Below are 13,448 nucleotides of genomic sequence, written 5' to 3' on the forward strand. Positions count from 1 at the left end.
ATGAGAATATTTTTTGTTTTACTTTTTTTCAGCAATCCTTTATTTAGTTTTTCCCAAATTTCAACAACTAAAGGATTGATTGCTTATTATCCATTTAACGGAAACGCTAAAGATGAAACTGGTAATAATAACAATGCTGTTTTTAATAATGCTACACTTACTTCTGATAAAAATGGAAACGCAAAAAGTGCTTATTCTTTTAATGGAAAAAATCAATATATAAGAATTAATAATTCTTCCTCTCTAAAAAATATGACAACTCAAATTACCATTAGTTGTAATGTAAAAGTAAATGGTTTTTACAAAGGAAAATGTCATTGGAATAGAATAATAAATAAAGGTTCAGATTATGCCTCTGGCAATTATTGGTTAGGCTTTTGTGACGATGCATTTTCAAAAAGTGCCTGTGTAGAAAATATTCCTGACGAAACACATCAGACTTTCCATGGCAGTTCGTTTTTTGAAGATTGGGGAAGTGGTAAAGCAAACGCTTTCGTTAAAACCGGAATATGGTACACTGTTACTTATACATGTGATGGGATATATAATAAGTTATATGTAGATTGTCAGTTAATAGATTCATGGAAGGCAACAACAAATGGTGTAATAAATAATGAAGACTTATTTTTTGGAAAGTTAGATAACCCCCAATACCCTTATTGGTTTAACGGTGTTTTAGATGATGTAAGAATTTACAATCGTGCCTTGTCGAGCAACGAAATATTAGAATTATGCGAAAAGAACGAAACTAAAAATACCATACCTGATGCCTTTGCAGAAATTAGTTACAGCATAGAGAAATGTAATAAAATAAATGTTGAACTAGCCAATGCGGTACAAATTAAATCTGTGAAATGGCAAATTGATAATCTCTATAACAGTACCAAAGAAAAATTTAGTTATACATTTAAAAAAGAAGGATCGTATACAATCAAGCTCACCTATACTGGTAATAATGGAATAATAAATACTATATCAAAAGAAATTATCATCACGAAACCAACAGCTGATTTCACCATTAAAAATACTTCGGAAAATAAATACAGCTTTAAAACAATTTCTAAGGAAAAAGCAAATCTTCTTTGGAATTTTGGTGATGGTACTGTAGAAAAAAATTCAAAAAATATTTCACACACCTACTTAAACAGCGGCTCTTATACGGTAAGCCTAATAGCTATTGATAAAAATGGATGTAGCGATACTACTATTCAAAATATTACAATAGCACCACTTATTGCCAATAAAAATATTGAGTTAAATGGGGATAACGGAAATATACAAGCAATTAAAAGTAATGATGTAAAAGCACTAGATTTCTTACCAGAAAAAAGAATGAATACCTTTATTCAGCAAATAGAAGTACTGAATGATTCAATAGAAATTTCATTTTATGACAATGGTACAATTGATGGCGATTCCATTACAGTTCAATTTAACAACAAAATAATTACACAGCATTTATTACTTACAGCTACAGGTAAAAGTTTTTATATAAAAATAGATCCTGCACCTGCTACCAATGAGCTCATTATGTTTGCTGAAAACCTTGGCTCTATTCCACCTAATACTGCTTTAATGATTATTTACGACGGCAAAAAACGACATGAAATTAATATTAAAAGCAGCAAAACAAATAACGGCATGGTCTCCTTTGTTTTGAAGAAATAGATTCTTATTAGAAGCTTTACTTTCGTTTTCTAAGATTTATTATATCGAAAGTGAATTATAAAATTACATAAAACACTTAGGAATAAAACGTGGCATATTTGTAAAACTTCGTAATTAATTCTTTAAACCTTATTTATTTCACTCGTAAAATGAAATTTAATATCGGGGTTATTGGTGATTTCAGTATTTAAAAACCATTCACTTTGTGCCAAGTATACCAAGTGCCCATCTTTATCTTCTGCAATGTTGGCTTGTTTGTATTTAGTAAAATCCTCTAACTTTTTAGGGTTATCACTAGTTATCCAACATGCTTTGTAAAACGGCATGCTGTTCATTTGTACAGAGGCACCATACTCTTGCAATAAACGGTATTGAATTACTTCAAACTGTAACTCACCAACACAACCAATAATTTTTTTATTGCCACCAAACTGTGTAAACAATTGGGCTACTCCTTCATCGGTTAACTGATTCAACCCTTTTTCTAATTGTTTTGTTTTTAAAGGATCTTTATTAACAACCTCTTTAAAAATTTCTGGTGAAAAACTCGGTATACCTGTAAAAAAGAACGATTCGCCTTCAGTTAACGTATCGCCAATTTTAAAATTACCTGTATCAAACAAGCCAACCACATCACCCGGAAAAGCTTCTTCAATCACATCTTTTTGTCGAGCTAAAAAACTATATGGGTTATTAAATCGAATATCTTTTTCTAAGCGAACATGCTTGTAATAAGTACTTCGTGAAAACTTTCCACTACATACCCTTAAAAAGGCAATACGGTCTCTATGTTTCGGATCTAAGTTGGCATGTATTTTAAAGATAAAGCCACTAAACTTGTCTTCACTTGGTAAAATATCTCTTGTAGTGGTGTGCCTTGGCCTTGGTGTTGGGGCAATTCTAATAAAAGTATCCAACATCTCTTTTACACCAAAATTATTAACAGCACTACCAAAAAACACTGGCGCTGTATTTCCTGATAAATAATCAGCTTCATTTAAAGCTCCATACACCCCATCAATTAATTCTACGTCTTCTCTCAATGTATCAGCATCTCTCTCTCCTATTTTAGCGTTTAAAATAGGGTCGTTTAAGTCGCTAATTTTTACAACATCTTCATCATTTGCTTTGGTACCTGCGGTAAACAACACCAAACTTTTTTCATGCAAATCGTATACGCCTTTAAAATCTTTACCACTATTAATGGGCACCGTCATGGGGTGCAACTGTATTTTTAATTCGTTTTCAATTTCTTCTAACAAATCAAACCTGTTTTTACCATCACGATCCATTTTATTGATAAAAACAATCACTGGCGTTTTACGCATGGCAATTACTTCCATTAAGCGCCTTGTTTGTGGTTCTACCCCATTTACTGAATCAATTACCAAAACCACACTATCTACCGCCGTCAACGTTCTAAAGGTATCTTCAGCAAAATCTTTATGCCCAGGCGTATCAAGTAAGTTAATCAAATGCCCATCGTACTCAAACGTCATTACACTGGTAGCCACCGAAATACCACGTTGGCGTTCAATTTCCATAAAATCTGATGTTGCATGCTTTTTTATTTTATTACTTTTTACGGCACCTGCTGTTTGTATAGCACCACCAAAAAGTAAAAACTTTTCAGTCAAAGTAGTTTTACCAGCATCGGGATGCGATATAATGGCAAAAGTTTTACGTTTCTCTATTTCTGATATGTATTTCATGGCGGCTGCAAAAGTAATTTTTTTAATTGAAGCCATCAAGGTTGATGTTGAATTGTATTAAAATAAAATCCAACTTACCATCCAACCAATTTTATACAGCAAAAATGTTTTGTATCATTAACTTTGGTTTATGGCAAAAATGCTAAACATTTTAACGAACTCATTACTCCTCACCATACAGGAGCTTAAAGTAAATAAAACAAGAACTGCCTTGAGTTTAACCGGTGTTGCCTTCGGTATTTTTTGTATCATTGGCGTATTGGCTACTGTTGGTAGTTTAGAACAAAATATTCAAAATGAAGTAAGCAGCTTGGGTAACAATACTATTTACATTGATAAATGGGATTACAGCGGCGGACCAGATAAGCCTTTTTGGAAACTAAGGGCCCGACCATTAATGAAGTTTGAAGAGCAAGATGAAGTAAAAATGCGATCAGAACTCACCCAAGATGTTACTTTTTTAATGCAAACAGCTGGTACTATTACACACAGAAGTGATGCCTTACAAAATGTATCAGTATACGGTATTAACCATGCTCAAATTGCCATACAACCCATCACTTTTGAAAGTGGTCGTTATTTTTCTGAAACAGAATTTAACAACGCTACCAATGTAGCTATTATTGGCTACCTCAATGCTGAAAATTTATTTGGCAATGCCGAAAGAGCCATGGGCAAGCAAGTAAGTATTAAAGGTAAAATGATAACTATTGTAGGTATCATAAAAAAACAAGGTAAAAATTTTATTGGGTGGGATTATGATAACTGTATTATGTTGCCCTACAAGTTTTGTAAGCAATTGTATGATGAAAAAATGACCAGTCCTGTACTAATTGTAAAAGGAAAAACAGGCGTTTCCACCGATGCACTTTATCAAGAACTAAGAGGTATTATGCGTCAAATTAGGCGCTTAAGCCCACGAGAAGAAGATAATTTTTCACTCAACAGTGTGGAGGCATTTAGCAAAGCAATATCAGGTTTTTTTGTAACCCTTAATGTGGTGGGCGGCTTTATTGGAGGTATTAGTTTAATTGTTGGTTTATTCGGCATCGCCAATATTATGTTTGTAACTGTAAAAGAACGTACATCCATCATCGGACTAAAAAAAGCAATTGGCGCTAAGAGTTCATCTATACTTTTCGAATTTTTAATTGAAGCAGCACTTATGTGCATTGTAGGTGGTGCTATCGGTTTATTTTTTGTTTGGATATTAACGCTTATACTCTCGGGACCGCTTGATTTTCCGGTATTTATTTCAATACCATTGTTATTTGCAACCGTTATTATTTGTATTGTGGTAGGTATTTTAGCTGGTATTATTCCTGCAAGACAAGCTGCAAAAATGGATCCGGTAAAAGCAATTAGGAGTTAACTTTGCAAAAATTATTGAAAGTGAATTTGCAACCATCTATTACAATTTTAGCAATTGAATCTTCATGCGATGAAACAGCAGCAGCTGTTTGTACCGATGGAAAAATTTTAAGTAATATAATTGCAACCCAAAAAGTACATGAACAGTATGGTGGCGTTGTGCCCGAATTGGCTAGTCGTGCACACATGGAAAATATAGTACCTGTAGTGGATGCTGCTTTAAAAAAAGCCAATATTACAACTGCAGCTATTGATGCCGTTGCTTTTACACAAGCACCAGGCTTAATTGGTGCATTGTTAGTAGGTTCGCAATTTGCCAAATCAATGGCATTAGCATTAAATAAACCACTTATAAGTGTACACCATATGCAAGCGCATGTGTTAGCAAATTTGTTGTTAGATAATCCTCCTGCTTTCCCTTTCCTGTGCTTAACCGTAAGTGGTGGCCATACACAAATAGTGTTATGCGAATCACCCACACAAATGAAAGTTATTGGCGAAACTATTGACGATGCAGCAGGTGAAGCCTTTGATAAAACAGCTAAAATTTTAGGATTACCTTACCCAGGTGGCCCATTGGTTGATAAATATGCAAAAGAAGGTAAAGCCATTTATAAATTTCCAGAACCCAAAATTGATGGCTTAAATTTTAGTTTTTCTGGTTTAAAAACATCCATCCTTTACTTCTTACAAAATGCTGGTAAATCTAATGTTTACAAAGAAGAATACATTGCAACCGAGGCAGAACGTAAGGCATTTATTGAAGATAATTTATACAACATTTGTGCATCGGTACAAGAGCGTATCATCAGTATTTTAATGAATAAAGTAAAATTAGCAGTAAAGCAAACAGGCATCAATAGGGTTTGTATTGCTGGCGGCGTAAGTGCTAACAGTGGTTTAAGAACAACTTTACAACAAACAGGCGAACAATTGGGGTGGCAAACATTTATACCTGCATTTGAGTTTTGTACAGATAATGCTGGTATGATAGCGATTACAGCGTATCATAAATTTTTAGCGAACGATTTTGCACCTTTATCCATAACGCCATCTGCTAGCTCTAGCATGAACGCATAAATGTATATAATTGAATACCTGGTTTCAGTTTAAACAATTTACCATTCACCAACAACTTTGTGCCATGAAAGTGTGTACAGATGCTTGTTTATTTGGTGCATGGTTTTCAAAAAATATTTCTACAAAACCCAATAATAACCAACGTTTACTTGATATTGGTTGTGGTACTGGCTTATTAAGTTTAATGGTAGCACAACAACACAATTTACAAATTGATGCAATTGAAATAGATACTGCAGCTGTTCAACAGGCTAAAGAAAATTTAGCTTTAACGCCTTGGGTACATCAAATAAACATACACCATACAAGTATTCAAAATTATAATGTAGCGTTGCCATACGATTTCATCATCAGCAATCCGCCATTTTTTGAAGAGCAATTAAAATCAAATAATAACCAACGCAATGTTGCCATGCATGCAACAGCACTTTCTTTTAATGATTTGTGTAAGGCTATGCAACGTTATTTAAAAGACGATGGAACCGCTGCCATTTTAATACCTTTTTACGCAGTTGAAAAATTTGAAACTATTTTAAAATCTTACAATTTATTTATCATACATCAAACCAACGTAGCGCATACTCCTTCACATCCTTTTTTTAGAGCAATGTTATTTATTCAAAAAATACCATCAACAAAATCAAACACTGTTTTATATATTAGAGATGAAATGCAGCAATACCATACCGATTTTAAAACACTCTTAAAAGATTATTACCTACAATTTTAAGAAAGCCATTTCAACAAATGAAACGGCTTTCTTTTTCTATCACAAACAAAAAAAATTATTGTCCACCAAAACCGCCAGCAGCTTGTGTACGCTTGCGTTCTTCTTCTACCGCATCTTTACGTTGACGAGCAGCTTTTACTTGGTTATTACCAAAGCGGTAGGTAAAATTAATCCTGAACTGACGACTCTCCCATCTACCAGAAGCGGTGCTCACTTGTCCACTAAAATTTGAACTACCACTCCAACGCATCAATTTAAAAATATCAGTAAACGAGGTTTTTAAATTACCCTTTCCTTTGAATATAGGTTTTTGTAAACCTGCATCAATACTATACATGGCTTTCGATTTAAAAATACCTTGCCATATACTAGGTGAATTATAAAAACCTGATAGCTCAGCAGTAATGCCCTTGCCTAACCTAAAAGTGTTTTGAATAAAAATATTGTAAGCAAATACATCTAAATTAACGTTACGGTCACCACCACCAAAATTAGCCTCATACTTTGAGTAATATGAATTTACATTGGTAAACAAACTATACCAACCTTTTGAAAACGGATAACTAATGTTTAAACTGATGATATTTTGTGTAGCTAAATTCTTTTTCGACATGAAAGATTTTGATTTCTCTGTAGTATCGGGCAATTGAGTAAAAATATCTTTTACATGACTGTACGTTAACTGAGTAGTAAGTTTATACTGGTACGTATGTGTTAAACCTACATTACTAGTGTATTGCGGACGTAACTGTGTATTACCCTTCATAAAAGTGTAATCGTTTATTTTAAACTCAAACGGATTCAAATCCTGATAAGCTGGTCTATCAATTCTTCTACTAAAACTCAACCCAAACTGACTTTTAGGATTTTTATTAAACGTTACTGCTGCACTCGGAAAAACATTGAAATAATTTCTACTCACCGTAGAGTCGTAATTATCATACACTGCTGTAGTATTGTTGTAACGTAAACCCAATGAACGTCCTTTTGATACAGTGTTTTCTCCCCTTAAACCTGCTTGTAATACCCAACCTTTAAACGCCCTATTATAATTTACATAAACGGCATTAATGTTTTCTTTGTAAATAAATTGATTGCTTCTGTCTTTATCAAACACATCCGTATTGCCGAAAACAGTAAACCTACTAAAATCATTATCAGTTTTTACGTAGCCAATTTTACCACCAAAACCTAACTTACCTTTCTTGAATGGCTGTTCATAATCTGCCTTAACTGAAAAAATATCAATATTAGTAGGCGATACAGTACGATACACATTACTATAAAGCAATGCATTATTTACAGCATTAAAATAATTATTGGGCTGAAATTGATTGCCTTTCAAATTAAAAAAACCATAGTCAGCATCAATATTTAACTCTTTACCCGTAGGCAATGCGTAGCGATAATTCAAATTGAAATTTACATTTTCTCTTTTATTACGGTTTTCGCCAGTTGCATACAAAACCCTATCAATAGTGTTGGTAGGTTTGTAAATAATTTGCATAGGCCCATCAGTATTGGTGGTACCATCAGCAATATTACCATTAATCAAAACACCAACGGTACTGTTTTTTGTAAGAAAATAATCTAAACCAGCTTTAAAATTATGAGCACCATCATTGTATGATTTTAATTTATTGGTTTGATAGAAAAACGTATCAGCTTGTTGTCTTTCTGAAACAAAACTACTTTGGTTTAATCCAATATTAAAATTGTAATTACCAAAAATATTGACCTTAGCATTACGATAATTCAAAGCCGAACCAACATTATATTTTGAAAAAATACCGATGTTATAACCTGCATTTACACTACCATTGGTACCTAAATTTTTATTCTTTTTAAATTTAATATTAATGATACCTGCATTACCAGCAGCTTCATATTTTGCCGATGGGTTGGTAATTAACTCAATAGATTCAATTTGTGATGATTGTACAGATTTTAAATAGTTTGATAAATCGGTACCCGATAATGGACTCGGCTTTCCATCAATATAAACTTGTACACCATTTTTACCAGCTAGGCTTAAATTATCATCTTTATCAACCATAACACCTGGCGACTTACGCAGCAGTTCAAGTGCATCGTTACCCGTTGCATTAATAGTTCCTTCAACATTTAAAATTGTTTTATCAGCCTTCACTTCAACAATTGGCTTTTTTGAAACCACTGTTACAGCATTTAAATCTGTTGTTTGTTTGGTAAGTACAATATTTCCCAATGTGGTTGTTTTACCGTCTTCAACCACAACTTTACGATCAATTGTTACATTACCAACATTTGTAATTTTTACCACATAATTTCCTGCAACAATACTATTGATGGTAAAACTACCATCCTTTAAACTTGTAGCAAATTTTACATTAGTAACAGCATCTGCCTTTAGTAAAGTAATGGTTGCAGCGGCAATTGGTTTATTTTGTTCATCAATAATATTACCTGTAATTTTTTGTGCATGCGCTGTAGTAAATAATACTAACATGCAAATCAACGTGTATATTTTTTTCATCATCCTTAATTTATGCAGCAAAAGTATTAGCACCTTTATGCATTATAGTAGATGAAATGGGCAAAGGGAAAAATTACATGAAGAGTGGTTTAAATTATATTTTTTTTACATTCTTACGAATACGTTCTCCAGTTAAAATTTGTAACCGAGCAATATTACCAACAATCCAAACGGTATCGTAAGCTTTTAAAATAAAAGATGACGTAGGGTTTAAAATGCGTTCACCATCACGTTCAACACCAACAACTATGCCCTTTGACAACTCTCTTATATGTGATGCTTGTATTGTTGTATCAACAAATTTTGATGATGGTTGCAACATCAGCTGCTTTAATGTAATTTGTTGCTTTTTATGAACAGATGGCTTAATAGTGCTAGCTTCCGTTTGCATAAATAATCTAAAAACTTTCAGTTGTTCATCAGTACCAATAACTGTGAGTTTATCGTTAGGATAAATTACGGTGTATTTAGTTGGTGTAACAATGACCGTTTTTCCTCTTTCAATCATGGCTATGTTAATGCCAAATTTTTCTCTGAGTGCATTAGCTTCCAAAGTTTGTCCAATAATAACAGCATCAGCATCTACCTCAAAAAATGCAATATGAGCATCCCAAGGTGCCAAGGCTTTTGGAGGTTCATGCAATTGTTGCAACTGTTCTTTTTCGTAAAAATTATTAATAAAACGTAATTCAATTTTACTATAAAATGTATTCAGCTGTTTAGAGAAAACTATTAACAACGTTATAATACCCCCTGTTAAAAACAATGCTACAACTGTTGAAAATAAAATTGAACAAATAAAACCAATCATTACAACTGCTATCAATACCCGTGCTGTTGCCAACATTATCAATGGACCACGATAGCGTTTTTGTTGCCATAAAGTGGAGTATGCAATATTATCTGATCGTTTAGCAACCAATGCCCATAAAAATGGAGCCGATAATAAAAAGATGATGCAGGTAATAAAAATATTTCCTTTTTCAACTTGTGTAAAAAACAATGGTAATAAACGAAGCGATATCAATACTATGCTAACAATTATTACAGCATTAATGATGATGTGCATTAAAAAAGAACGGATCAATCTCCTAAAATCACCTACATGCGTTATTGATTGTGCAGCTGCACTATAACGGTTAATGCTATTTTGCAGCCGCATTGGTAATATTTTTTCAACAACTTGCAATAAAGGCTCAGAAAGCCTCATCATATAAGGTGTGGTAAAGGATGTTATAACCGATATAGCTACTGCAACAGGGTACAAAAACGATTGGGTTACATTTAATGATAAACCTAGCGTTGCAATTATAAATGAAAACTCACCTATTTGTGATAAGGTCATGCCGGCTTGTAAAGAAGAACGCAACGGCTGGCCCGAAAGCAAGGCACCAATTAATACAAAAAGTGGTTTTATAAATAACAAAATGAGGGTGCCTAATAATATAGGTAAGGGGTGTTGCACCAATACGGCAGGGTCAATTAACATACCTACTGATACAAAAAAGATAGCACCAAACAAATCCTTTACAGGTGCTAATAAATGTTCAATTTTTACACCTTCTGTTGTTTCAGCTAAAATGGAGCCCATAATAAAAGCCCCTAGTGCTGCTGAAAAACCAACCAAATCTGCCAAATAAACCATACCCAAACAGAATGCTATTGCTACTATGAGTAAGGTTTCGTTATTCAACATTTTTTTGACCACTTTAAAAAAAGTTGGTATAAAAAAAATGCCACTCAAAAACCAAAGCGTTAAAAAGAAACCCAACTTTACTACAGCTATCAACATTTTATCGCCTTCTACACTGCTACTTACGGCTAACGTAGAAAGTAATACCAATAATAAAACAGCTACCAAATCTTCAATTACCAATACACCCATTACTACACCTGCAAACTTTCTATTTTTTAAACCCAACTCGTCAAAAGCTCTAATAATGATAGTGGTAGAAGCAATACCCAAAATACCTCCGAAAAAAATACAATCCATCATTGACCAGCCCAGTAATTTACCAGCCAAAAAGCCAAATGAAATGGTAGCACTCACTTCTATAATAGCTGTAATGATGGCAGTACCACCTACCTTAATTAATTTTTTAAAACTAAACTCCAACCCTAATCCAAACAGTAAAAATATTACGCCAATATCAGCCCAAGTTTGAATACTTTTTGTTTCAGATACGGTAGGAAAAACATGAAAATAAGGGCCCACAATAAAACCAGCAATAATGTAACCCAATACCAACGGCTGTTTCAACCATTTAAACAAAATAGTGGTAACCGCTGCTGTTGCCAATATAATAGCCAAATCAGTAATAAGTATGGGTAAATGCGTCATCTATACGGTTGAAATTTTAGGTATTAAAATAGTAAAAGTAGTACCTACTTGTAAGGTAGATGTTACTTCTACAGTGGCTTGATGTAACTGTAAAATATTCATTGTAGCTGCAAGTCCTAACCCCAACCCATTCTTTTTAGCTGTAAAGTAAGGTTCAAATAAACGAGCTAAATTTTCTTCTGATATACCACAACCAGTATCAGTTATCAATAATTTGTAAAATTGCCCATCATCACTAACCACCACTGTTAAGGTACCACCATCATCCATTGCTTCAATAGCATTGATGTAAATGTTCAGCAATGCGATTTGCAGTTTTTCCTTATCTGCTTGAATATACATTACATCATCTAAAATTTGTTGTTGTAATTTTATTTTACGGAGTACCATTCTATCAGCAGCTACACCCAAGCTATCATTTATAATTTGTTGTAGACTGCTTTTTTGAAGCATAATTTCTGGCTTTGATGCTCCTAATAATTCAGTAATAAGCGTTTCTATACGTTTACTATTTCTGGTAATAATTTCTAAATATAAATTCGCATCTTCATTATCAATTTCATCAGCTAATTGCTCTAGCGATAAATTGATGTTGTTTAAAGGGTTACGCACTTCATGAGCCAATGTACGCACCAACCGTTCTGCCATACCAAGTTTTTCTAAGCGAAGGTTATTTTTTTCTGCTTTTTTTAAAGCAGTGATATCATGAATAATACCCTGTAAAAAAGGCTTTCCATTATTATCCGTTTCTTTTGATAATGATACGATGCAAAACAAAATTTTTCCATCGTTGGTACGCATAATCATTTCAAAATCTTCAACCTCACCTTGTTCTAAAGCTGTAGTAATTCGTTGCTTATCTTTATTATTTACAATAAGCGATAATAAACTAATGCTGAATAATGATTCCTTAGTATAACCAAATAAATTGGTAGTAGCAGCATTTACATCTGTAAAATGTAGCGTATCAGCATCCATCAAAAACACTGCATCTTTTGAACGCTCAAACATATGCCTGAACTTACGCTCGTTTGATTTGAGTGTTTTAACTGCCATACTTTTTTCCATAACATGGCGAATACAACGTTCTAATTTTTCGGTGTCAATTTCTCCCTTTACCAAATAATCAACAGCACCAGCATGCATGGCTTCTGCATCAAGTTCCGGAGTGCTTTGTCCGGTTAAAATAATGATGGGCTCTTCGCAACCATTGGCAAATGCTTCCTTAATTAAATCTAAACCAGTTTTAGCACCCAAGTAATAATCTACTAAATACAAATCATATCGCTTGGCGTTAATATCATCCATGGCGTTGTTGTAATTGTAACGCCACTCTACTTCAAAAGTATTGCCTTTAATATTTTTGATGTACTGACTGGTTATAAAAAAATCATCTTCATCATCATCAACAATTAAAATTTTATAAGGCAAATTATCTGGCAACATGTTATTATTTTTTTTAAATGGCGTTTATTTATTTTTATAAACCTCATCAATAATCATACAAATTCATGCAAATAAAAAATTTTAAAAAAAGTTTTAAAAAAGTTTTGTAGAATAAAATTTACACCTATCTTTGCAATCCGAAAATGATAAAGGGAGTTTAGCTCAGTTGGTTTAGAGCATCTGCCTTACAAGCAGAGGGTCACAGGTTCGACTCCTGTAACTCCCACAAACAAAGCCTCACAGCATCATGTGAGGCTTTTTAATTTTAAAAATTATTTTACTTTTGCAATAATGCAAACGCAAGCTTCATACAACCCACTGTACCATCCTGATGAAGAAATGGATGTACTCACTGAGGAATCAAATACACAAAATCTCATTGTGTGGAATGATGATGTGAATACATTTGACTGGGTTATTGAAACATTGATGGTAGTATGTGGCCACCAAAAAGAGCAAGCAGAACAGTGTGCCTTAATTATACACACCAAAGGAAAATGTTCAGTTAAAAAAGGCAGTTACGAAGAATTGAAACCGCAATGCGATGCCATTACAGAACGATTAATAAATGCTACAATAGAATAA

9 protein-coding genes and 1 tRNA gene are annotated in these 13,448 nt (G+C 33.4%); 6 read left to right on the forward strand and 4 right to left on the reverse strand.

Annotated features, from left to right (window positions below):
• Entirely contained in the window at nucleotides 1-1,668 is a 1,668-nt protein-coding gene (locus tag ACFOWM_RS02380) for a PKD domain-containing protein (protein ID WP_379706580.1), read from the forward strand.
• A gap of 122 nt (nucleotides 1,669-1,790) precedes the next feature.
• Here ACFOWM_RS02380 and ACFOWM_RS02385 read toward each other — a convergent pair whose 3' ends face one another.
• Nucleotides 1,791-3,416, reverse strand: coding sequence for a peptide chain release factor 3 (locus tag ACFOWM_RS02385; RefSeq protein WP_379706583.1), 1,626 nt, complete (start codon nucleotides 3,414-3,416; stop codon nucleotides 1,791-1,793).
• A gap of 94 nt (nucleotides 3,417-3,510) precedes the next feature.
• On the opposite strand from ACFOWM_RS02385, the gene ACFOWM_RS02390 reads away from it, so the two are divergent.
• Genes ACFOWM_RS02390 through ACFOWM_RS02400 form a run of 3 tightly spaced genes read left to right on the forward strand, consistent with a single transcriptional unit; the run spans nucleotide 3,511 to nucleotide 6,561 of the window.
• Nucleotides 3,511-4,752: an ABC transporter permease gene (locus ACFOWM_RS02390; protein WP_379706586.1), complete on the forward strand. Its 1,242-nt coding sequence runs from the start codon at nucleotides 3,511-3,513 to the stop codon at nucleotides 4,750-4,752.
• Between the two features lie 20 nt (nucleotides 4,753-4,772).
• Nucleotides 4,773-5,831: a tRNA (adenosine(37)-N6)-threonylcarbamoyltransferase complex transferase subunit TsaD gene (tsaD, locus tag ACFOWM_RS02395; RefSeq protein WP_379706588.1), complete on the forward strand. Its 1,059-nt coding sequence runs from the start codon at nucleotides 4,773-4,775 to the stop codon at nucleotides 5,829-5,831.
• Nucleotides 5,832-5,841: 10 nt separating this feature from the next.
• A complete protein-coding gene (locus tag ACFOWM_RS02400) occupies nucleotides 5,842-6,561 on the forward strand; it encodes a tRNA1(Val) (adenine(37)-N6)-methyltransferase (RefSeq protein ID WP_379706590.1) in 720 nt (239 codons plus the stop codon).
• A 55-nt stretch (nucleotides 6,562-6,616) separates the two neighbouring features.
• On the opposite strand, the gene ACFOWM_RS02405 is transcribed toward ACFOWM_RS02400, so the two are convergent.
• The 3 genes from ACFOWM_RS02405 to ACFOWM_RS02415 form a co-directional block, all read right to left on the reverse strand.
• Nucleotides 6,617-9,076 (reverse strand): TonB-dependent receptor domain-containing protein, encoded by a 2,460-nt coding sequence (locus ACFOWM_RS02405; RefSeq protein ID WP_379706593.1) that lies wholly within the window; start codon nucleotides 9,074-9,076, stop codon nucleotides 6,617-6,619.
• A 94-nt stretch (nucleotides 9,077-9,170) separates the two neighbouring features.
• Nucleotides 9,171-11,417, reverse strand: coding sequence for a cation:proton antiporter domain-containing protein (locus ACFOWM_RS02410; protein WP_379706595.1), 2,247 nt, complete (start codon nucleotides 11,415-11,417; stop codon nucleotides 9,171-9,173).
• Entirely contained in the window at nucleotides 11,418-12,863 is a 1,446-nt protein-coding gene (locus ACFOWM_RS02415) for an ATP-binding response regulator (RefSeq protein WP_379706598.1), read from the reverse strand.
• A 151-nt stretch (nucleotides 12,864-13,014) separates the two neighbouring features.
• Between ACFOWM_RS02415 and ACFOWM_RS02420 the strand changes: the two genes are divergently transcribed.
• Together ACFOWM_RS02420 and ACFOWM_RS02425 are read left to right on the forward strand one after the other, a co-directional pair.
• A tRNA-Val gene (locus ACFOWM_RS02420) sits at nucleotides 13,015-13,089 on the forward strand.
• A 65-nt stretch (nucleotides 13,090-13,154) separates the two neighbouring features.
• A complete protein-coding gene (locus ACFOWM_RS02425; protein ID WP_379706601.1) occupies nucleotides 13,155-13,448 on the forward strand; it encodes an ATP-dependent Clp protease adaptor ClpS in 294 nt (97 codons plus the stop codon).

The organism is Ferruginibacter yonginensis, from assembly GCF_042651465.1.
In the GTDB taxonomy this organism is placed as follows: domain Bacteria; phylum Bacteroidota; class Bacteroidia; order Chitinophagales; family Chitinophagaceae; genus Ferruginibacter; species Ferruginibacter yonginensis.